The following is a 24,228-nucleotide window of genomic DNA, read 5'->3' on the forward strand; positions in this document are numbered from 1 at the left end:
CTCTTCTCCTTTGAGCTATTCCTTAAGTTGTTCAAGCAAATATTGCGGCAGTTTTTGAGTAGATAAGATCTCATCAAGCTCTTTTCTACCAATAACACATACACCCAACTCGCGCGCTTTGTCTAGCTTTGAACCTGCCTGCTCCCCTGCAATCACAAAACTTGTTTTACGAGATACCGAACCCGAAACTTTTGCACCTAAGGCTTTGAGCGCATCTCCTGCAGCAGTGCGCGACAGATCCTCAAGCGTTCCGGTGAGCACAAAGGTGTATCCTGTTAACGATTGCGGAAGCAGAGCCTTCTGTTCAGGAGCTGAAAGCACCACACCTGCAGCTTGCAGACGCATAAGCACTTCCATATTTTGTGGCATGTGCAAAAAGTCGACCAATGAAGCAGCAATTTTGGGACCAACACCATCTATAGCTGCAATTTCGTCTTTATCTGCACGCAGTAAACTTTCAAGATCAGGATATGTTGCCACGATAAGTTCTGCAACACTTGCTCCTACATGACGAATACCCAATCCAAACAAAACGCGGGCAAGACCTGCTTGTTTACTCTTATTGAGCTGCGCCGTAATTTTTGACGCAATTTTTTTACCAACACGAATGGCGTCACCCTGCTTGTGCAATTTATTGGTAGTATCGTACGTGCGTCCCGTATCAAGCGAGCTCAAATTTTCTAAGGTCAGTTTATCGTAATAATCGGCAACGTCTTTAACATAGCCTTGTTCGGTAAGCCTGGTAATAAGTTCAGAGCCTAAGCCATCAATATCCATGGCCTTTCGAGAACACCAATGGATAAGACGTTGAGATGCCTGAGCTGGGCAATCAAGCGAAACACAGCGATACGCCACTTCATCGTCCTCGCGCACAACAGATGCGCCACACGCAGGACAGGTACGCGGCATATCCCACACAGGGCGCGCAAAATGAAGCGCGGCAAGGTCACCTTCTAGAACTGGCCCTACTACTTCTGGGATCACATCGCCTGCTTTGTGGACAACAATGGTATCGCCTACGCGCACGTCACGACGACGTACTTCGTCTATATTGTGCAACGTAGCGCGTGCTATGGTTGATCCAGCAACCAAAACGGGATCAAATTCGGCAACGGGAGTAAGAACGCCTGTTCTACCGACTTGAATGCGAATTTCTCTAAGTATGGTTTGTTTTTGCTCGGGTGGAAACTTAAACGCAATTGCCCACCGAGGCGCGCGAGCCGTAAACCCAAGCTGATCTTGGAAGGCAAAAGAATCAACCTTGACCACAACACCATCAATGTCGTAATCAAGTGAGCTGCGGTTTTTAAGCGCACGCGCGCAATAGTCGTGCACCTCTTGTGCACACACGCAGCGCTGCGCATGTGGATTGACACTAAAACCGCACGAAGACAGCCATGCCAAAAAATCGGTTTGAGTGTGGACGTCTAAAGATTCGCGCGAAGCAAGCGCATAAATAAATGTTTCAAGATCACGATGTGCCGTAATGCGTGCATTTTTTTGACGAAGCGAACCAGCCGCAGCATTACGCGGATTTGCAAAAGTGGGTCGGCCTTCGTCGTCGGCGGTTTCGTTAAGACGGACAAAGCTATGCTTGGGCATATACACTTCGCCGCGCACCTCAATGTCAGAACCAAACCCCGTGTTAGCAATTTTTTGCAAACCATCACGTAAAAGGGTGTGCGGTACATCTTTAATGGTAACTACGTTGGCAGTTACGTCTTCTCCAACACTACCATCACCGCGCGTTGCCGCACGCAAGAGCTGGCCGTTGTGATAGGTAAGCGCAACACCTAAACCATCTATTTTAAGTTCACAGGTATATGCAACATGATTTTCCGGTGAAGATCCAAGCGCTTCATCGGTTTTCTCAAGCCAGGCATCGAGCTCCTCCAAATTCATAGCGTCGTCCATAGAATACATGCGTTGAGCATGGGCAACCCGACGAAATTGCTGAGAAACATAACCACCTATACGATGTGTGTATGAGTGCTCATCGTCAAGGTATGGATACGCTTTTTCGAGGTGCAACAATTCTTGGAGATAGCTGTCAAACTGATTATCGGTTATCAAAGGCGCATCTAAAGCATAATAGCGATATGCGTGATAGTCCAAAAGTTTTCTAAGCTCACGCACGCGCTCGGCGGGCAAGCTGGCATGCGTATCAACGGGAACATCAGCTTCTAGCGATTTATGCGATGTAGAAACAGGTGTATCGAGTTCCTGGGTTTCATGCGGTGTAGGAACAGGTGTATCTAGACTCTTGGTTTCAGACAGCATGTCAAACAGCGTAGGCTGTGTCATCTGGGTTGTCTTAAGCGAAGAGTTTGATATTTTCTCTCTAGTTTTACTCTGCTGTGTCATACCTGATCCTTATTAGCACAAACTACAATAAACTCTCGTACTGTCTGCTGTTTGCTTGCAGTGCACCCTTACATCAAGTGCGCGCTATATCCTGCTTTTTCTACGGCAGCAATAAGTTGCTGAGACATGTGTACATCGCTACATGTTACTTCTGCTGATTTACGGGCAAGGTTCACATCAACCTTACTAACACCTGCAATCTCTGACAGAGCATCTGTTACGTGACGCACGCAATGTTCGCAGGTCATACCCTCAATTGCCAACTTAATAATCACAGTTTTCTCCTTTTGCGCTACATGCGTTTCTTTATGCGCTACACGAGTTTTTTCTTTTATTGTAGATGAATGTTCGCGCAAGCTCGAAGTAATTTTAGAAAGCGCGCGCGGTTTCCATCTCAACAAACGAAGCGCGTTTCCCACTACAATGAGCGAAGAAATGCTCATAGACGCCGAGGCCATCATAGGGTTAAGCGTTATGGAAAACGGTTGGAGTACGCCTGCTGCAAGCGGTATACAAATAACGTTATATACTAGCGCCCAAAAAAGATTTTGCTTGATAATACGTGCTGTTTTTCGGCTTAAATCGTATGCATGCACAAGATCGCATACGTTGGAATTCATTAAAACGATATCGGCGGAATCAATGGCAATATCGGTTCCAGCGCCCACCGCAATACCAATATCTGCTTGTGCTAAAGACGGCGCGTCGTTAATACCGTCACCTACCATTGCAACTAACGGATAGCTGCGAAAACCTACCAAACGCGAAAGCCTATTCGTGCGCGCGTGCACAGAATTTTGCAGATTCTTGATGCATGCGTATTTCTCATGTGGCAACAAACCTGCATGTACTTTGTTTATGCTGAGCTGGCGCGCAAGCTGCTCACATGATGCAGGCGTATCCCCAGAAAGCATAACTGGCTCAAGAGCACGCATGCGCAAAGCGGCAAGTGCTTCGATACTTGAAGGCTTGCAAAGATCTTCAAACTCAAAACAGGCACAGGCACATGTATCGTAGGCAACGTATATAACACTCGATTTTAACGCGGATTTAGGCAATACAGCACCAACTTGTGCTGTATCAATATGCAAAGAGTGCATAAGGCGCTCATTACCAATTACCAGGCGTCTACCTCCTACATAACCTGTGACACCAAGACCAGGTTTTTGAGTAAAATCACAGGTATCAACAACAGAAGCACACGTTTTGCCGCTAAGCTCTATGTCATGCTTATCTGCCAATGTTTTAATATATAAGCACAAAGCGCGGGCAACCACGTGTTCGCTTTTATGCTCAAGCGTCCACACATCGCGCAACAACGATGCGTATGCCTGCTGATTATTTGATAATTCATCAAGTACCACATGTGCCGTAACACAGGGCTTGCCACGGGTAAGCGTACCCGTTTTATCAAAAGCAACCACACGTACACGACGCAAGTTTTCAAGCGCAGAAGCGCATTTGAATAAAATACCAAAACGCGCACCACGAGCACATGCAACCATGAGCGCAACTGGTACTGCCAAACCCAGAGCGCAAGGACAACTAACAACTAACACGCTTACGCTGCAATTTATTGCCCAAGGAAGCGCGGATACTGCACCGCCAAGACACAACCATGTGACAAAGGTACCCAAAGAAATCAATATAACGGCAGGTACAAATAAAGATGCAAGCGTATCGGCAATGCGTTCAATAGGAGCTTTAGTTGAAGTAGCTTGTTCAACAAGGGTAATAATATGAGAAAGCACACTCTTAGACGCTACAGCGTTCACGCGCAAGCGAGCCCAACCCTGCAGAACGTGAGTTCCTGCATAAACCTTGGAATCAAGTGTTTTGTCTTGAGGAAACGCCTCACCTGAAAGGGCAGACTCATCTACTGCAAGCGAACCTGCAACCACGGTGGCGTCCAGTGCAATGCGCTCCCCTGCTTTAACGATTATTTCTTGCCCAACCTGCACGGAATCGCGCGAACAAAGCTTTTCGCCCAAAGGGGTCACCACCGTTACCAAAGGTGGTGCCAAATTAATAAGCTCGGTTAATGCGCTTGTTGCTTGTTGCTTGGTTTTGGTTTCAAAATAGGTTCCAATACTTACAAATACTAAAATCATGCCGCACGAATCAAAATAAAGATGATCGAGGGGAAAAACTGTAGATACGCTTACGAAAGCAGGAAGTGTCTCTGCAAAGCTTTGCTGTGCTGAGGGCAAGGAAAACACATGTTCGGCATAATGCAGAAACGCAAACACATCAAACCAGCGAAGCCCCACAAGAAACGTTGAATATACAAACGAAGCAAGTGATCCAAGCGCAATAAGCGTATCCATAGTGGCATAACCTGCGCGAGCTGCCTTAAAACCACGTATGAAGTACACGCGGTTGATAATGAGAATGCACAGTGCCAAAAAGAACTGGATGAGACCACCAAGTGCGTAATCAGCGCGAGAAGTGCTTGAAAATAGACAAGGCAATCCAAACATAGGAGCCATAGCAAAATACATAAGCGGCACGGCACAAAGAATTGAAAGTTTAAGGCGATGCGCAAGACGTGACAGTTCGCTTGGTGTTGAGTTAGCAGAGGGCACATGCGAAGACTTTGCAGCAGCGGCGGCATCGACAGAAGCACTACCAGGTGCGGTGGCTGCAATGTTAACAGTGGCATCGGCAACACCATCATGCGCGGCAGCAGCAACATCACTGATTTGAGCATCATAACCTGCGCGTTTAATGGTATCCACAACTGTTGTGCAGAAAGACGAGTCAATTTCGTGCGAATAAGCCTGTATACGCAGCGTATGAGTTAGCAAATTAACGTCTGCTGACTGCACGCCCGTGATACCCTCTGCTGCCTGTTGCACATGTTTAACACATGCCGAACAGGTCATGCCTTCTACGTCAAATGTATACGAACGCGTGTTATTAGACAAAGACATACAAGTTCTCGCTTATAAATCATTAAGATCCATAATGAAGTCTTTTAAGCGCTGAAGCTTTTTGCGCGAATTTTGACCATTTTGTTCGGAATCACCGGGATTATCATCACCGCGCCCCGAATTAAATGGATCGCCATTGGGTGCTTGCTGCTTAAATAACGAGTTTTGTTGCTGCTGCAATGCCTCATCCGATGCAAGCGTTACATCAAACGTTTTCTTTTCTTTACCGCGCTGAACCGTAACATGCACGGTTTGGCCAATTTCATGTGAGCGCACATTCAAAATCATGTCATCTGCCGAGGTAATTTCTTTATCATCAACGGCGGTGATAATATCACCCTTTTTGATACCTGCTTTGTCGGCAGGACCAGAAGCCGCAACATCAACAACAAAAGCGCCTTCAGTAACAGACAAACGATAATGAGATGCGTTTTGTGCATTAATCGTTTGCATTGCAAGACCAATATAGGCATGCGTTACTTTTTCGCCGTTTAAAATTTTATGGGCAATTTTCATAGCGTAATTAGACGGAATAGCAAAGCCAATTCCCGAAAAAGCACCTGATGAGGAAGAAAAGAGCGTACATACACCCACTAATTTACCTTCTGCATTTACTAAGGCTCCACCCGAATTACCAGGATTAATAGATGCATCCGTTTGAATTAAATTGGTATACAAGGTTGTGCCCGACTTTGTGCGCAACGATTGATTTCGAGCAAGGGAGCTTATGATGCCTGCAGAAACAGACTGATTCAAACCGTAGGGACTTCCTACCGACATAACCCAGTCGCCAACAGAGAGCTTGTCTGAATCGGCAACTTCTATAGGGGTTACTTCGTCACCTTCCAAATCGGCTTTAATTACAGCAATATCGCTTGAAGGATCCGATCCAACCACCTGTGCTGAGTACGTTTTATTGGCAATGGTAACAGAGACAGCCTGAGCATTTGAAACAACGTGATAGTTGGTAAGAATATTGCCATCGCTATCAAGCATAATACCCGAACCAACGCCTGAACCCTGTGCTTTTTGGACTCCAATTGAAACAACCGAAGGAAGAGCCTTAGCAGCCGCCGCCTTTGCAACAGAGACATCTTGATCTTGAGCATTAATGGTAAGAGATGCAGGATTTCCTTGCGAGTTTTGGTGCATATTCGCGCGAAGCTGTTGCAAGCCAAAATCGATACCTGCACCTAAAAGAATGAGCACCAAAGCTAAAACAAATCTCATCGCGCGCACACGCATACAACGTTTTTTATTGGAACTCATTTGTGCACACGTGCCAGATTTGCTCTGATTATGAGGGTCTTTTGGTGTTTGCTTAAGGTTTACACGAGGAGTAACTGCGGTAGCAGAAACTTCATCGGCGGCACCTGCAGCGCTTTGAGCAGGCGCACTAGCCTGCTGCGGATTTTGTTCCGTAGTAGGATTTACCATAAGAGGGTCTAGAACAGCTGTAGGCGATGTACTATTTTGAGAAGTATCGGCCTTTGTCGTACGAGGATGCTCCAATTCATTATTCATTGCAACACCTTTCTTTTACGCGAGTAAACGTATACGAATATATGTTATCTTCAAGAAATCATCGGTACATATGAACTATAAACACAATCGGTAAACTTTATACGCTTATATAAAACTGACACACGCTCACCGTACGTTGCACAAAAAACATAACACGTTGTACAAAATGTGGTAATCATTAATGCTTACGATTTAAAAAGATACCCTACACCACGAACGGTTGCAATATGCGACGCAATCTGCGGACCCACTTTAGAGCGCACACGACGAATATGAACATCAACGGTTCGTGTACCACCACAATATTCAAAGCCCCACACCTGATGAAGCAGCTTTTCGCGCGAGTATGCACGCCCTGGATGTGTAGCTAAAAACGACAGAAGAGAATACTCCATTAAGGTTAAATCAACAGGCCTATCATCAATGCAAACTTGGTATGTAGCAAGGTTGATGTTCATATTGTCTACGGACACTTCGTCTGTTGGTTCAATATCTTCGCCCGACCACAACAAAAGCGCACATCTGATCTGAAATTCAGAGCTTGAAGCAGTAGGTAAAATAAAATCAAAATTAATATGCTTAGGTACATAGAGCTTATCTAAACTACGCTGATCTTGAACAAGGAGTAACGCGCTTACACCGCGATCAACAGCATCGGATTCGATGTTTTTAATTGAATGCGCATCCAAATCAAGTGTATCAATAACAATAAGATCAAACTCATGACCCGAAGCAAACGCTCGATTAAGTGTATCCGGCGTAGAAGATAAAATGGACACATCTAAAGCCTGCTTTAAATCCTGCATACTTATGACACACCGTTTAGTATGAGCTACCAGCAAGACATTTTTATGATGCATTGAATATCCCCCTTACCTTTTATTACACCGTAGTTGCACCCGTGTTATCGATGCATTACACACTCATATACAGCTAAACACCTACATAGCATTTTTTGCGTTCCCAATCGGTAACAATAGAGCAATACTCGTCCCATTCGCTTTTCTTTTCTTTAAGCAAATATTCAAACAGATGATCGCCCAAAACGCTTCGACAAAAATCGCTGTGTTCAAAAAGCTCAATAGCGTCGCCCAAATTCTTAGGCAAACGACGAATACCAGCTACCTGTTTTTCTTCAAAACTTAAGGTATCTAATTTCATGGGAGCCTCAGGTGCAAGCTCAAGCTCTTCTTCGATACCGCGCATACCTGCCGCTAGTGATACCGCAAGTGCCAGATAAGGATTTGCGGTAGGATCGGGATTTCTAAGCTCAACACGCGTTGACTGATGCTTGCCAGGTTTATGCGTAGGAACGCGCACAAGAGCAGAACGGTTTTTACGACCCCATGTTGTATACACGGGAACCTCTCCATTTGCAACCAGACGCTTATATGAGTTAACGGTTGGGTTAGTGATAAGCATAAATTCGGGAGCATATCTTAAAAGTCCTGCAACATAATGCTGAGCGAGAGGCGTTAAATGGGCAATATTTTCTTTTTTAGGAGCCCAAAATAGATTATTGCCCTCTTTATCAAACAACGACTGATATAAAAACATACCCGAGCCCGAAATTTCGGTAGATGGCTTAGGCATAAAAGAGGCAATTAAATTATTGTCAAAGGCTTGCTGACGAATGACCAGCCGTGCCGTCATAATATTATCAGCACAGCTTATAGCCTCGGTATAGCGAAGCTCTACGCTATTTTGCGAAGGAGCAGGCGCGTGATAGGAATATTGAATAGGAATAGACATGCGCTCAAGCATAAGCGTAGTTGAGCGACGAAGATCGGTTGACGAATCGGATGCCGTAAGATCAAAATAACCAGCTGTATCCAGCGTTTTTGGAAGCAAAGAGCCGTCGACATTAGAACGGTCAAAATAGAAATACTCGATCTTGGGACCAACATTTAAAATATAGCCTTTAGATTCTGCCTCGGCAAAAATTCTGCGCAAACAAGAACGCGGATCGCCTTCAAAGGGGTCACGATGAGGCGTTTTAATGTCGCAGATAATACGTGCTACGCCTTCGTTTTCGGAGTGGCGCCATGGGAGAATTTGGAATGTAGTTGGATCGGGGAACGCAAGCATATCAGATTCTTCTTGCGGAACAAAGCCCTCAACTGCCGATCCGTCAAAACCGACGCCTTCTTCAAAAGCCTCTTCCAAGTCTTCGGATGCAATGGAAAATGACTTAAGTTTTCCCAACACATCGGTAAACCAAAGGCGAACAAAACGAATACCGCGTTTTTCTACCGTACGCAAGACAAAATCGATATTGCGGTCATCACCCATACGTTCCTCCTCAATCGGTATTTGTGTTAGTTTCTCACAATAATGCGGGGAAAGAAACGTATTTTCTTGCGTTTTTTGAAAAAGTAAACAGATAACACAATTTATAGCAGCGCAAAAATGTTACTGCTAAGATTTGTGCGAAGTTGGATGCTGCTGAACTTTGCTCAGGCGTTGAAGCGCAAGTGCTTTATCCGCATGATCAAGCATAGCTTGCGCGGCAGGACATTGGACTTGGTCTGTATTTTTTCTTAAGATACCTGCATGCGCCGGGCAGGACTTTTTAACATCGCACGAACCGCACGCACCTGTCATACTGCGCGCAATGTGATACACACTACGTACCACAAAAACGCCAATAAGCAACAAAAGCAGGTAATCTATACTATGCACTATAAGCCCCTCTCACAGGCAAATATACCCTCACGGGTGAGACGCATATATCTCGCACAATCTACAGGGAGTCTCACCATTACCTTGTAGACACATAGCCATCAAACATATCTGAGAATTATCTGAAAGTAACATATAACTATACTTTCAGAAATCATCGTTATCTTTCTTTAAGTATATATTCAGCTTTACAACTCCACTGCAGCTCAACAATTCCACCATCATCTTTACAAAGACACAGAACATACCTTAAAATTCGATGACCAAATCACATAATGGGTATAAACAAGCTATACTAAAGAGTAACTAAGAAAGGTTTTATATGAGAATAACTAAAGAAATGTGCATCTGCATAAGTGTAATATTTCTTCCTGGTGGTTTACTCTTTTTAGCGGACGCTCTTTTTGAACAAAACATGATATGCGGATACATTGCAGCGCTCGGCTATGGCTTGGTTGCTGCATGCTGGATATACTATTTTACTTCTAATACCAAAGATGCCGCCCACAATACGCTTATAACAACTCCTGCTGCTACAACTGCCGATGTTAATGGCGCAGTTACGACAAGCACAGAACATACGACAGATTCCCCCAAAACAGGTGCGGACGGGCTTGCAACAATAGCGGCAAGCACAGCTATACCAAACACAGATGCCAAAGAAAATTCACAGATTCAAACGCAGCAACCAAAGCAACTGGCTCAACAAATTGATGTAACCGAAGCAAAGATTGAACCTTTTGATCTAGATGACTTTACCTCAAAGCTTTTACATACAGGCGACGGAATTGCAGCATTGCGGCTATTTGCGCAAGATGCTAAAGACAAGCGCGCTCTGTGGGATTCTGCTCAATTAAAGCGTGCAACTGATCGCTTGCAAAATAGCCTAAGTGCATCCGCCCAAAAAACCGTGATTTGCGACGAAACAGGCCAAGAAACGCAACTACTCAAACTCTCTACGCTTTCAAACAACTCTTATCTTAAAGACGATTCACCAGCAAATTCACCTCAAAAGCCTTCTTGTCTTTCATGGTTTTTAGTGCGTGAGCTTATGGATTCGGGTATTTTTTCCGATCAAATTACGCTTACCGAAATGCGTATTGTTCGTCCACAGCCGTCTAACTTTTTCTACATTCGTACGTCTGGGAAAAATCTAACTACTCAAGCTTTACGTGCGGTGGAAAAAGCAGAGGTCGCGCTTAACGCAACACTTATTTTAGCTGAGCATTTTCAAGAGAAGGAATTTACCCAAGAACAGGCACATGAGGTTTTACACAAGTATACCAACTCAATTGCCCATGAACTTGCACGTATCAAGCCGATGCTGGGTAAATCCCAAGGTGAGGTACCCAATACTGAGTGGGTGGTACGTCGAAGTATAGCCTATGCTGTTGAAGCACTACGGCTTCCCTATCGTCTCCATGTTGATTTTCGTACCAATGTTGCAGATGGCAACGTTGCTCTTGAATTTGACGTCACAGACGCGCATGTATTTCCCGATTATGGTTTTGTAAACCATCTTCCTCATAAAAATTCAATCACCGATAAAAAATGTCTGGCAAGTGCTTATACACTTCGTCTTGCATTACTGCTTGCAGGTGTTGCGTTTGCAAGTTCTGATCGTATTGAACATGTTTGGATTGCCGCGCGCAAAAAGCAGAACAGCAACACTTCTTGCTTGCTTTCGGTAGATTTTGATAAAGCACGCTTTTTGACCATAGACTTTGACGAACTTTGTGATACAAAAAAGTTACAAGACATCTACCACCAGTTTGTGCCCGAAATTCATGTTTCTGACAACATGTTGCATCCAATCGAACAGACATTTTCGTTGGATGAAACGCGTTTTTGTCCTTCCAAACGCTACGACGTGCTCTTGAACAATAATACGCGCCTATCCAAAGAACAACAGCGCGTATTTGGTTGCCGACATGCCTCGGGTTTAGCAATCGAGGAAAACGAATGCCTCGAAAAACTTGCAGCACGTGTTGCAGAAAAACTCGCACGCGAGGAAACAACTGGCGCTTTAAGCTGCTCAGACAAAGTGCAGATTATTCTGGAATGTGCCAAAAATGAAGTTGATCCGCGCATTACGGAAGCGTGCAGACGCTGCGCACGCAAACTTATTGCTGCTTTGATACCAGATAATACTCAAGCAATCACCGAAGAACTCATAAGCGGAGATACTCTTAATCAAATTGCCAAACAAGCAATCAATGCCTGCAATAATGAAGCATACCAACAAGCACTTGATTTGCTTACGCCGGTATATGCCGATATCGAGAAAAAAGGCAGCTATCGTGATACACAAACGGTAAAATGGCGCTACTTTAATAACTATATAGATCGTGCGCTTTATAACAGCAAATACGGGCGCATTGAATATGAACGGCGTCGCAAAGACCGTGAGCTTGATAAAGACGCGCTGTTGCCGCATACACATACGGCGCGCGAATTCATGCAGCGCGAACAGCACATGTGGGATTCGCATCGTGTTTCCCTAATGCTGGTACCTGACGCTTATTATGAAATGCTTTTAGGATTATCGGTGTGCACAGCTGCCTTAAAAGATTATAAAAAAGCCGTAACATATGCTTATAAGCTGGTAAACATTGCGCCTGTTGACGGGCAAGCTCACATTCAGCTTATAAAATGCTTAATTGCGTGTGAGCGCTACGACCAAGCACGAAAAGAGCTTACCGACTTCATGCACTATGCGTACGCTCCCGAAAGCTTGGCGCTTGCGTACTATCATATGGCTCGCCTTGAAATGATAAAGAACCACAAGTTATCTGCTCAAGCATGTTTTGCATGTGCGGTGCATTTTATGCCACGCCTTGTTACGCAATTACGTGCAGAATTAGGTATATCTCAATCTGATAACACCGAGCATCCGCTTTCTGCGATGGATACACAAGAGCTTATATCAGTGCTTAAAGCCTACAACATACCCCTTGCGCCAACTCCTGAGATCACATCATTTGTACTTGAAGGAACAAAAGCATCACTTGATGCCGAGGTATTTCCCGTAGCACGCAATTTTGCAACGCTGTTAGGCTTGTTGTCAGGTGATGATGTAATGGTTGGAATTATACGCTCGATAGAGACACGCCCCCAAGAGGGCGAATAACCACAGTGCGTCTTTGCTCGAAATGCTTCGCTTGCAAAACAAACGTATGTTCTAGTAAAATATAAACTTACGCAATATATGAGTTTAAGCAAAATATGAGCGCGTACAAACTGAGAGCACCATTCCAACAAAGAAAATAGCCGATGCCCCTAAGACAATAGGTTCAATTCCTCCTGTTTCGAGTAAAAATCCAGCAGTCGTTGATCCAAACATAATGGCAACATTAAACGAGCAGGATTGAAGCGCATTAGCAACAGCAGTACCACTACGAACCTGGCGCGCAGTAGCAGTTTGAAAAATACTGCTCAGCGAGCCAAATGCAATACCCCAAAGAACGAATGCACCGTGGAGCACCATTTCGATATGTAAGCTATAAAAGACAAGCATAGCTACACAACCCAGCACAAACATAAAAACTAAAAAGAGATGAAGCCGCGTATCAATAAACCTCAAAATAAGAATAACCGAAATAATTGAGCCAATTCCAAACCAAATTTGTGCCAGCTCAACACTGGGATAATGAAACGTAGAAATAAGCGTGGTAATAAACGTATATACACCGTAATTTGCTCCGACTCCTAAAAATGTTAGCGCAATGACCAGCAAAATACCTGGGTTGGCAAGCATGGTAAACGGAGAATTTTCTCGGCTTCGTTTTTCGCCTTTAACGTGAGGTAAAAACATCATGCAGAGCACCATAACTGCCACAATAAGGATCGCCATAACCGCAAATTCAACCTGAAAACCAAATTGACGGCCAATCCAAGTCATACAGGGTTGACCAACCGACATGCCCACCGTTATGCCCGACATGATAATAGCAACAGCTTTTCCAGCAGATGAGCGAGGAACTAACGACATGCCATATGCTGTAATCATGGGCCACAGTGTGCCAGCACACATACCACCCAGCGCTCTTCCAACAAGCGCAAGTTGGAACTGTGGTGATAGAGCAACCAAAAGATTTGAAGCGGCAAAGCCTATAAGTAACACGCCTAATAGCTTTTTTCTATCGCGAGATACCGTCAGAGAAACTAAAGGAATTCCAAAAATTGCAGAAGCCACTGCATATGCACCCACAAGACCTGCTGCCTGTGTTTGCGAGATTGAATAATGTTCTATCATAGCAGGCAAAACGCCTGAGGGCATAAGTTCAGACAAGACGGCAAGACATGTTATTGAAGCCATTAAAAGCAGCGATGAAAGATGAGAACTGTGCGTGGCTTGAGCCATAGGAGTTTTTTCGTTGCAAGCTTGTGTTATCTCTTTTTGTGCGTCCACCAAAATTTCCTTTATAACTTCTTATAGGTAAATATATATGCATATAAACATGAATTTTCACGACAAAAAGAGAGCCGCGTACATGCGACTCTCTTTCCAATCAGCCTTCTAAATAAGTACAAACAATGAACTCACGGTAAAGCTAATTTATACGTATAACTCCAAATGAGTTATGCTTTGCGAACATTAGAAGCTTGAAGTTTACCGTTTTGACCGGTAGTAATATCAAACTCTACAGCTTGGCCTTCATCCAAAGTTTTAAAGCCGTCCATTTTAATTTCGCTAAAGTGTACGAATAAATCATCGCCATCTTCGCGAGAAATAAAACCGTAGCCCTTGTCTGGATTAAACCATTTTACAGTACCCTGAGCCATGTCGTGCCTTTCTTTCTTGTCCTACTGGACTAAATAGGTGCATACATCATGTATGCGCAAACTAACTGTCACTTATAAAGAAACCGTTTCACCACATACGTAACTTGTAACATAGAGAAACCAGCTTTTTACAAGAACATTATCTATCATACTCTAAAACAGCGCCAATTGAGTCGAAAAATATAACTGTTTCTTTAAGACTTATCCCAGCTTTGTGTTTAGATCACTAAATTCTGGCGGAATAGTATCTGGTTCGCAGTCAAATGCTTCTTCAATTGCGCGCGCTTGGTTTAATCGTAAGCTGCTAAGCTCATCATGTTGTGCGCTTTGATATGCACGCGCTTCAAGGCGTAAAACATACGAAACATATTGGGCAATAGCAGCACCAACTTGAGAAAGTTTCATCATCGTTACCAAAGAAGCAGGAGCAAGCTGCATAACAACCGCTGAATTCATCTCAAGCAATTCTGCAATTGCTGCGTCAACATCACCTAGATGTGTTATGTCTTTCTTAAGAAGCGCATATTCCAAAGGCTTAGATACGCCTTCTACAAATTTTTTAATTGCTTCTTCAAGAAAATCCTTATGAATCATGGATTCTCCTTTCGTTATGAACACAAAACTATCTCACGCAGTACTTATATCACAGCACCTATATCACAGCGCCTATCTAAGCTTACCATCTATGCAGTTGGAGCATGCAAGCCTAAATGCGTAAACGCAAGCGACGTTGCCTGTCTGCCCTGTGGCGTACGAATTAACAGCCCCCGTTGAAGCAAATACGGCTCGTAGACATCTTCTAGGGTAGCAGGATCTTCTCCTACCGCAGAAGCAATGGTGGTAAGTCCAACCGCTTTGCCTCTAAATGTTTGCGTTAATACCGATAATATCTTTTTGTCCATCCAGTCTAAGCCCATTTCGTCAATTTCAAAGAAGGATAAAGCTTGTGAAGCAACATCCCAAGATATTTCGCCATGAGCTTTTACCTGCGCATAATCTCGGACACGCTTAAGAAGACGGTTTGCAAGACGAGGTGTACCGCGCGAGCGTGATGCAATTTCTTGTGCGCCTGAATCGTCGATACCAACCTCAAGAATCCCCGCGCTGCGTTTTACAATTTCTGTCAGTTCATCCACCGTATAATAATCAAGGCGATACGAAATTCCAAAACGGTCGCGCAAAGGTCCTGTTAACAAACCTGTTCTGGTGGTGGCACCAATGAGCGTAAAGTGAGGCACATCTAAACGAATCGAACGCGCAGCCGGACCTTTTCCAATAACAATATCAAGGAAAAAATCTTCCATTGCTGGATAGAGAACTTCTTCTACCTGATGATTAAGGCGATGGATTTCGTCGACAAATAAGACATCTCCCTCTTGAAGATTTGTCAAAATAGCAGCTAAATCACCTGTTCTGGCAATTGCTGGACCAGACGTTGTTTTAAGGCGCGCGCCCATTTCATGAGCAACAATTGAGGCAAGTGTTGTTTTTCCTAAACCGGGAGGACCCGAAAACAGCACGTGATCGAGGGTTTCTCCCCTATCCTTTGCAGCAGAAATAAGTACACGAAGGTTTTCGCGTACACGCGTTTGTCCGCAATATTCTCCTAGCGACTCGGGTCGTAAACTACGCTCAACATCTAAATCATCTTCGGTAAGTTCACACGCCACGCTCCGCGAAGCTCCTGCGTTATGTGCTTGAATATCTGTTTCGCGCTCGTGCTGTAAAGCATGCGAGTGCATGCTTGAAGCGCTATCGGCAAAGAGGTTTTCTTCGTCTGCTACCCACACTATAATCTGCCTCCTAAGCGTTTAAGCGCTTGCGTAATAACGGTTTGTGCCGTAAGCGATGAATTATCATTGCATTCTTTTTTATCATACGGTTTAAGAGCAAGCTCAACTTCTTGAGGTGTAAAGCCCATAGCCAATAATGCCGATTGCGCGTCATCAAGCACGCTGTGCTGCGGTGATTGCGCGCACGCGCCAGATGACTTTTCCTCGGCAGAAGCCAAAATACGAAGCTCGGCATCTTTTGCAAACACATCGGCTAACTCTATAAGCAAACGTTGCGCTTTCTTTTTTCCAACGCCAGGCACCTGTGCCATACGTGTTACGTCTTCAGACAGCGCAATTGTTGCCAAATCTGATAAAGAATATGTTGACAAAACCGCCAGCGCAAGTTTAGGACCTACACCCGAAATACCAATCAGCCTATCAAACGCGTTTCGTTCTTGGCGTGAAGAAAAGCCATAGAGCTCCATAGCGTTTTCTTTAACGATCATTCTAACTAACAGCGTAACAGCCGTTTGACCACATGCAGGTAAATTGGCAGCCGTATTAGCAGAAATTCCCAATTCATAACCCACGCCCTGTACGTCTAAGACCACCGAGTTTGGAAAGACTTCAACAAGTGTTCCTGTAAGCTGAACAATCATTATTTATTTCTCCTACTCTGACGTGTCTTATCCATAACATTTCCAATGCCGTGAGCATAATCGGAATGAGCCTTGCTTGCGGCTGCCGTAAGCGCACGAGCCTGTAATTTGTGTTGAAGAGCTTCGGCGCGCTGCTGCTCAAGCATTTCTACCGAAGCACTTTGATATGCCGCTTGCTGCGTACGAAGTAAACTCGCATGGCAAATTGCCGCAGCCAACGCATCGGCACAGTGATCGGGTCTTGGGTCGTGATCGAGGTTCAAAATATTTCTAACCATAAAGATCACTTGGCGTTTATCGGCTGAACCCGTACCAACAACAGCTTGTTTAATCTGCATGGGAGTATACTCGCCCAAAACAACACCTGCACGAGCGCACGCAACAAGTGCCGCACCGCGTGAATGTGCCGTATCTATGGCAGAACGCACATTTTCGCCAAAAAATATTTTTTCAATAGCCACGTGCACTGGCTGATAACGCTCAATAGCATAGGAAATTCCCTGATAAATAGCATCAAGACGTTCGGGCAAAGACTGAGCAGAGGTGGTGACCACGCAATCGTACGCACGTGCGCGATATACACTCCCACGTGTTTCCACAATACCCCATCCTGTATGTGCAAGTCCTGGGTCTATTCCTAGGATTACCATGCTATCTCCTTAGTATCATCCCGATAACCGGAACATTAGTTCTAGTATATCAGATTCTTTGAAAATGTGGATGAGATTTAAGGACTTAGTTTTCGGAATACGGATTATTGTCATCTAACTCATATGTCATCTGCAAAGACGTACCCGATACAGATGATGCATTTGCATGAGATGTACGCGTGGGACGCTGCGCATGATTATAAAACACGCCACCATAGCAAAAGTCACGCACTGTTCCCAAAATAAATTTCAAATGGCGCTCAGCATGCGCCGAGGTAAGCTTTTTATTCATAAGTTTGGTAAACGAGGCATCATGTGCATTTGACTGATGGGTACTGTTAGCACGAAACTCCATATTTTCAAACGTATCAAGCTGGTTATCTAAAATATAAAAGCTTTCTTCATGTGAGAGCGGCCGCGCGTTCAAAATATCATCCACCAAATCTTGAATCGACTGATCCTGCGGACGCGTCTGTGCACGAGTTGCTTTTTGAGAGTTCATCTTATTTTTGAGACCAAACGCATGTTGCAGATCACGGATAAATTTATCAATTGTCTTATCCGATGTATTGCTTTGAGTGTCGTCTGAGGTATGCTCTTGTGAATCATCAGACGTTTTATCAAACACACGCTGAATATCTTTCATAAATGTTTCAAAGTCGCTCACAGAATCACTTGGAACTTCGATATTGGCCTGCATAATGTGACTATCTATATCGCCCGGAAGCGATTGCAAAAGCTTGCGTAATTCGTTTTCGTCAATATCGCGCGCATTACCCACCGTCATAAATCCACCTGCAACAGGAAGCGTCTGAAAACCATGGCTCTCAAGCCATGCTTTAAGGGATTGTGCATGGTTTATAACATCCCTATCAGCGCTTGGATCCGCATCACGCGCGCCAATTTGACGCAAAAGGATGTCCTCATCAAGTTCATCATCGTCGTCATCATCGAGATATGGATCGTCTGGGTCTATGTCATCTTCCTCTGCGTCGTCTGGATCTGCGTCGTCGTCATCTGCTCCAAACAATTTGAGTAAAGACTCAGGTGAACGAGGAAAAGCCTTTATCAACGACAGATCTATCTTTTGAAACAGCTGTGATGACAGGCCTGTTTGCACCAGAGCAGCTGATAAATTATCGGCTTGAGCAGTTAAAATGCATGCCGAGATGGGGCAATCAGAAAGCGTGAATGTATCAAACGGTGCGGCAAGCGTACTCGAAAGTTTATTCAAACACAACGTAAAGAAGTCGATTTCTTCTTGAGTAGGGCAAGATTGCGTAGCACGGGGCTGTGCAGCACAAGGTTGAGTGGCGTGTGACTGCTTAGACGCTGATATTCGCCGGTAAAGATAATCATGCAAGTTACTATCAAGTGTACGAACATCACAGGTAGCAAGCGCAGACAGGTTTTCTTGCAGCCTTTGATATTCAATATTTTTATATTCACAGGTTGAAAAAAGAACCGAACGAGTCATGCGTGCGCGCGCAAGACGCTCGATATCGCAACGTAAGAGGTCGGCAAGCGGAGCAAAACGAGCACACGTATCAAAAAGTGTGTATGCACCCAGCATATACGAAAGCTTGTCGCATGAACTTACCAACACAGCCGAAAGCGTTTGTGCCCATGTTTGTGCATAGCCAACAAGCGCACCTTCGCGAACATGTATTTTTTCTTGCAGCGTTCTAAAACCTTGACCGTACGACATATCGTTGCAGGTACGAGCATCAATTCCTAACGCAGTTGCCAATGTGTTGGCAGATGTAAAATCATACGAGCATTCGCGAGGCGCAATCAACGCGTGCACGTGCAAAGCACCAAGTGCATCAACTAATAACGCAGCAAGCACGCTACTTGCAAGACCACCATCCATGACGCAAACAACTTCGCGCGTGCCAAAGGTTGCGCACTTATCCTGAATACCCATACAAAGTGCATCCCAGATATGCATGTAAGCAGAGTCGGGATTTTTTTGAATACGAGTTGATAGTTTTTGAGTTGATAGTTTGTCTTTAGATGTTGGCGATTGATTGGTGTTATACAAACAAATGCGCTGTTCAAAGGGTGCACAATACGCGCTCATTGTTCCATGTGGCTGCAAAACAAAACTTGGTGCTGCATAAAGTTTATTGTTTATGCAACCAATACTTGGCACTACATATACAGGACATATGGTAGGAGTTATCGAAGCATCCTGCATAAACGGCGTTACATGCGCGAGCTTAGTTGCAACCGTGGCTGTAGCAGCGTTTTTAGCCTCGTTTTTAGCCGTACATGAAGACGTATTTTCAGCCGCACTTGAAGATGTATGTGCAGACGCATTTACAAACTCATCCGCAGACTCAGTTGAAAGTGGTTGTGCGTCAAACACAATGATTCCATGTGGCTCGTATTTTTTGTATGCATCTAAATTACGCGGCGAAAACGTACACACAAATCTTTGATGACACAAGCTAAAACGAGTAACACGACGCGGCAAGCGCTCTTCAAGAAGAAATGCGCATGGATACTCACGCGAGACAAAACTCCAATCACAAGGAGCTAACAAAGGTGTTTTCACATGGAGCGCCATGGTATACAAGCAGCGCAAACGCAGATCTAAATCATCACAGCGCGAAGATCGCGCCAAAGAAGATGGATCTGCTATACCTACTTTCAAGCATGCATTGGTAAAACTACGTGGAACAATAATTAAATCAGCTGCATGACGTGTGGCATAGGTATCAAGTTCTTCAAGCTTGGCGAGCATTTCGGCAACTGTTGAACAAGTAAGGCGTGTATGTACCATCAGTATATTCATTAATCGCTCCAAAACTTTATGCAAACACTGCATAACACCGTTTGAGTAAGCATGGTATCATGCGTTGAACTTACGCAACTCTTACCAAGCACCCATACAACCCTTTAGATAAACACGCTCACCCGACAATCAGAACCAAACATATCCTCTATCTCGGCCTTGAGCAGCGGATCGCACGCATCTACCGTAAGAGGTAACTCCATATGCATAATATCATGTACCGAACTTTCGTACAGCAACTCAACCCTATCAAGTCCAGGATAGCGCACAAGCACGCTTCGCAGCATTTCAAAATAAGGTGTAGAGAGTTTGGACGTAGAAAGACCGACTTCTATAACATGAATGGAGTTAATTGCGCCCGAAAGTTGAAGCGGTGCCAAAGTCTCTACAATAACTTGATTACCTCGCTCGCCACGCTCAAGTTTACCAGTAACTTTGATGAAAATATTTTCGCCACTACTGTCAAGCGACTCCAAAACTTCACCTTTAAGCAGCGCAGATGAATCTTCAAACACCTTAGGAAATACAACTAAAGGAATCTGTCCTTCCATATCTTCGAGTGTAACAATAGCCATCTGTTTTCCCGTTTTAGTAAGGCGACGCTGAATAAGACCTGTTGCTGTCATACCTGCTAAATGTATTGTCTTTCCTTCGGGAACTTTATATTCTAAATGCGTGGCGCCGCTTTGCTCATCAATAACTTCTTTACTTTCTTCCAGCTCACTTAAGGTAAAATCACGTGAACGACGCAAAGCAACCTGATACGGGCGCAGAGGGTGGTCGGTAACATAAATGCCTAATACTTCACGCTCTTGCGAAAGCATAAATCCGTCTTCCCAGCGATCATGCGGATCTGCAGGAGGAATTTTTTCTTCAAATCCCGATCCTTCAACCGTTCCAAAATAATCAAACAGTGACAACTGTCCCATCGAACGATCTTTTTCGTGACGTGCAGCTTCATCAATAATATTTTTAGGATTGTTTTTATCAATAAATCCCATAAGCTGCTTGCGTGGATATCCACACGAATCAAACGCACCAGCCTTGATAAGGGCTTCTACAACACGGCGGTTTGCCTGAGCAGAATTAACGCGCTTTACAAAATCATGCAAATTAGCAAATGGTCCGTTTTTCTTGCGTTCTTGCATAATAACAATACCAACATTTTCACCAACACCGCGAATACCAGCAAATCCAAAACGAATTCCTTGTGGTGTTGCCGTAAAATCACGACCAGACTCGTTAATATCAGGAGGCAGAATCTTAATGCCCTCGTGATTACATGCACTAATATAGTGGACAATTTTATTGGTTTTACCCATATACGATGTAAGCACCGATGCCATATATTCACGCGGAAAATATGCTTTTAACCAGGCTGTTTGCATAACCAAAATAGCATAGCCTGCAGAGTGAGATTTGTTAAACGCATACGACGCAAATTCCAAAACGTCGTCCCAAATACGTTGTGCAACTTCTTTTTTATAGCCGTTAGCACAAGCGCCATTCATCCAATGGTCATACGTTGTTTCATCGCGACCGTTTTCCCAGTGAAAAATGGTACTAGTTAAAAGCGCGATTTTTTTCTTTGCAACAGGTTTTCTGATCTTAGAGTCGCTCTCTCCTTTAGAAAAGCCACTCATTTTTACCGAAATCTGCATAACCTGCTCTTGATATACAATAGTTCCGTATGTTTCGTCCAAAATGTCTGAAAGTCTGTCATCGTAAAAGACAACAGGTTCACGACCGTTCATACGGTTAATATAGCTTGTTACCATGCCTGCACCCAAAGGTCCTGGACGATACAAGGCAATTAAAGCTACAATTTGGCGAAACTCTTTTGGTTTCATATTTTTGATGGTTGCTGTCATGCCTTCCGATTCAATTTGGAACACGCCAGCAGTTCGTCCCGAACCAACCAACTGAAAAATGCGCGGATCGGTAAAAGGTATTTTTTGCGGATCTATATCAATGCAAGTAGCTCCTGGTTTAAGGCAAGCTTTAACTCCATCACCCAAAGAATCAAGCTTGCTTAAGTCGGGGTAGCTAGCACGAATGTTATCAAGTGCTTTAGAAATAACGGTTAAGGTGCGCAAGCCCAAAAAGTCCATCTTTAACAGACCCATATCCGCAACGGAATGTCCTTCGTATTGGGTAATTTCTACGCCACCTTTGGTGTCAAGCTTAGTGGGAACGTGGTCATTAACAGGTGTTGGTGCAATAAGAATAGCGCAGGCATGCACGCCTTCGCCACGAATGATGCCCTCAATAGAGCGCGCAGCATCAATAATGCGGTGCTCATCACCATTATTATGGTAAGCGTCCACAAAATCGGGGTTATACATGTCCTCTTTGCCTTCAGTTTTTGAAAGCACAAATTTTAACTTAGTCTTTGGGTCACTTGAAACCATTTTCGACAATTTTTGCGCAGTTGCAACAGGATACCCCAAAACACGAGCAGCATCGTTAATTGCCTGTTTTGCCTTAATGGTTGAGTACGTAATAACGTGACAAACACGATCAGAACCATACAGTTCACGAACATGTTGGACAACTTCCAGACGACGCTCATCGTCGAAGTCCATATCGATATCGGGCATTTCGGTACGCTCAAGTGACAAGAAACGCTCAAACATCAGGCCGTTTTCAAGCGGGTCAAATGCCGTAATGTCCATAGCATATGCAACAATAGCACCTGCCGCCGAACCACGACCAGGGCCCACACCAATACCATGCTCTTTTGCCCATCGAACATATTCTTGAACAATTAAAAAGTAGTCAGCAAAACCCTTAAAACAAATAACGCCATATTCATACTCAAAACGCTCTTTTACATTTACGCCGTTAATGGTAACGTCTTGCCATTGTTCGCCGTATTTGCGCGCCAAACCTTGTTCGCATTCGCTCCGGAAACGCTCCTCTGATGTTTCGCCGTCGTGCAAACCAGGAAACTTAGGTAGATACATGTGCGTCCAGTCAAGTTCAAACGAGCATTTTGCGGCTATGCGAACGCTTTCGTCTACAGCCTCAGGAACCCATGCAAAAAGTGCGCGCATTTGTTCTTCGGACTTAAAATAAAACTCTGAACCAGGAAGCGTTGACTGGTAATTTTCGTCGAGGTGGGTGTTGGCACCAATACAGCTTAAGATATCGCGCGTTTCAACGTCATCTTGATGAAAATAATGATTGTCATTAGTTGCGACAACGGGTATTCCTTCTTCTTTTCCCAGTTGAACAATGCGTTGTGCAATCATTTGTTCGGACATGCCGTTCCAAGAATCCAAAGAAACACCGTGATCTTGGATTTCGAGATAAAAATCATCACCAAACAAAGCTTTAAATTTTTGCGCCCACGCGCGCGCGGCATCGTATTGCTGCGTAACTATCATTTGAGCGATAATGCCATGCGCACAACCGCTTAAACAGATAAGGCCTTCATGGTACTTTTCCAACATGGCAAACGTAGTACGAGGCTTGTAATACATCATTTGGTTTGCCGCAAGTGACATCATTTTCATTAAGTTAACGTAGCCCACAGCATTCTTTACCAAAAGTGTTAGGTGATAGCGTTTTTGTGGCGTTCCTTTTTCGATACACTGATCAGGAATGAGGTTTGCCTCACATCCAAAAATAGGCTTAATGAGAGGCTCAGGCTTTTGCGCGCGAACGCGTTCAATATCATGCGTTTCGTCCCAAATGCGCTTATCTTTTTCCCATTGTGCATGACATCTATCGTGAGGCGCAGCATCAGGGTCATCTGCCTTAGGCTCTTTGTTATCCCACTGTTTTTCATAGCATTCAACGTCGTGTTTGTACTGCTTCATATCGGCAGCATTATCGTTATATTTTCTGCATGCTAAATCGAAATCTGGGATCCCAAACATATATGCATGATCGGTAAGCGCAAGCGCGTGCATGTGTTGAGCAACTGCTGCGTCCACCATATCCTGAATGGAAGTTGATGCATCCAAAACAGAAAAAAACGAATGATTATGCAAATGAACAAAAGCCATTATTTCCTCAAATTTCGTCTATCGTAGCTGTATGTCCTTCTTT

Annotated in this window: 15 protein-coding genes; 1 reads left to right on the forward strand and 14 read right to left on the reverse strand. The window is 44.2% G+C overall.

The window, feature by feature from the left end:
- Nucleotides 1-15: 15 nt before the first annotated feature.
- The 6 genes from ligA to AC1DBT_RS05330 all read right to left on the reverse strand — a co-directional run bounded on the left by ligA (nucleotide 16) and on the right by AC1DBT_RS05330 (nucleotide 9,503).
- Entirely contained in the window at nucleotides 16-2,364 is a 2,349-nt protein-coding gene (gene ligA / locus AC1DBT_RS05305; RefSeq protein WP_480018900.1) for an NAD-dependent DNA ligase LigA, read from the reverse strand.
- A 68-nt stretch (nucleotides 2,365-2,432) separates the two neighbouring features.
- Nucleotides 2,433-5,297, reverse strand: a complete 2,865-nt coding sequence (locus AC1DBT_RS05310) for a heavy metal translocating P-type ATPase (protein WP_480018901.1) — start codon at nucleotides 5,295-5,297, stop codon at nucleotides 2,433-2,435.
- Between the two features lie 12 nt (nucleotides 5,298-5,309).
- Complete coding sequence (locus AC1DBT_RS05315; RefSeq protein WP_480018902.1) at nucleotides 5,310-6,821, reverse strand: S1C family serine protease; 1,512 nt, start codon at nucleotides 6,819-6,821, stop codon at nucleotides 5,310-5,312.
- 185 nt (nucleotides 6,822-7,006) lie between these two features.
- Entirely contained in the window at nucleotides 7,007-7,681 is a 675-nt protein-coding gene (locus AC1DBT_RS05320) for a winged helix-turn-helix transcriptional regulator (RefSeq protein ID WP_480018903.1), read from the reverse strand.
- 73 nt (nucleotides 7,682-7,754) lie between these two features.
- On the reverse strand, nucleotides 7,755-9,113 hold the full coding sequence (locus tag AC1DBT_RS05325) for a glutamine synthetase family protein (protein ID WP_480018904.1): 1,359 nt from the start codon (nucleotides 9,111-9,113) through the stop codon (nucleotides 7,755-7,757).
- A 126-nt stretch (nucleotides 9,114-9,239) separates the two neighbouring features.
- Entirely contained in the window at nucleotides 9,240-9,503 is a 264-nt protein-coding gene (locus tag AC1DBT_RS05330) for a hypothetical protein (protein WP_480018905.1), read from the reverse strand.
- Between the two features lie 322 nt (nucleotides 9,504-9,825).
- Here AC1DBT_RS05330 and AC1DBT_RS05335 point away from each other — a divergent pair, with 322 nt between their 5' ends.
- A complete protein-coding gene (locus AC1DBT_RS05335; protein WP_480018906.1) occupies nucleotides 9,826-12,633 on the forward strand; it encodes a tetratricopeptide repeat protein in 2,808 nt (935 codons plus the stop codon).
- An 84-nt stretch (nucleotides 12,634-12,717) separates the two neighbouring features.
- On the opposite strand, the gene AC1DBT_RS05340 is transcribed toward AC1DBT_RS05335, so the two are convergent.
- The 8 genes from AC1DBT_RS05340 to dnaE all read right to left on the reverse strand — a co-directional run bounded on the left by AC1DBT_RS05340 (nucleotide 12,718) and on the right by dnaE (nucleotide 24,185).
- Nucleotides 12,718-13,914 (reverse strand): MFS transporter, encoded by a 1,197-nt coding sequence (locus AC1DBT_RS05340; protein ID WP_480018907.1) that lies wholly within the window; start codon nucleotides 13,912-13,914, stop codon nucleotides 12,718-12,720.
- Nucleotides 13,915-14,084: 170 nt separating this feature from the next.
- Nucleotides 14,085-14,288: a cold-shock protein gene (locus AC1DBT_RS05345; protein WP_006303086.1), complete on the reverse strand. Its 204-nt coding sequence runs from the start codon at nucleotides 14,286-14,288 to the stop codon at nucleotides 14,085-14,087.
- A gap of 201 nt (nucleotides 14,289-14,489) precedes the next feature.
- Nucleotides 14,490-14,882 (reverse strand): hypothetical protein, encoded by a 393-nt coding sequence (locus AC1DBT_RS05350; RefSeq protein ID WP_480018908.1) that lies wholly within the window; start codon nucleotides 14,880-14,882, stop codon nucleotides 14,490-14,492.
- An 89-nt stretch (nucleotides 14,883-14,971) separates the two neighbouring features.
- Nucleotides 14,972-16,078 (reverse strand): Holliday junction branch migration DNA helicase RuvB, encoded by a 1,107-nt coding sequence (ruvB, locus tag AC1DBT_RS05355; RefSeq protein ID WP_480018909.1) that lies wholly within the window; start codon nucleotides 16,076-16,078, stop codon nucleotides 14,972-14,974.
- Nucleotides 16,078-16,722, reverse strand: a complete 645-nt coding sequence (ruvA, locus tag AC1DBT_RS05360) for a Holliday junction branch migration protein RuvA (protein ID WP_480018910.1) — start codon at nucleotides 16,720-16,722, stop codon at nucleotides 16,078-16,080. The genes ruvB and ruvA overlap by 1 nt, the downstream gene beginning before the upstream one ends.
- Complete coding sequence (gene ruvC / locus AC1DBT_RS05365; RefSeq protein ID WP_006303082.1) at nucleotides 16,722-17,372, reverse strand: crossover junction endodeoxyribonuclease RuvC; 651 nt, start codon at nucleotides 17,370-17,372, stop codon at nucleotides 16,722-16,724. The genes ruvA and ruvC overlap by 1 nt, the downstream gene beginning before the upstream one ends.
- Before the next feature lie 85 nt (nucleotides 17,373-17,457).
- Nucleotides 17,458-20,172, reverse strand: a complete 2,715-nt coding sequence (locus AC1DBT_RS05370) for an NAD synthase (protein WP_480018911.1) — start codon at nucleotides 20,170-20,172, stop codon at nucleotides 17,458-17,460.
- A 104-nt stretch (nucleotides 20,173-20,276) separates the two neighbouring features.
- Nucleotides 20,277-24,185 carry a DNA polymerase III subunit alpha gene (gene dnaE, locus AC1DBT_RS05375; protein ID WP_480018912.1) on the reverse strand — a complete coding sequence of 1,303 codons (3,909 nt, stop codon included), beginning with the start codon at nucleotides 24,183-24,185 and terminating at the stop codon, nucleotides 20,277-20,279.
- Between the last annotated feature and the right edge of the window lie 43 nt (nucleotides 24,186-24,228).

Source organism: Fannyhessea sp. C0108B2, from assembly GCF_056583915.1.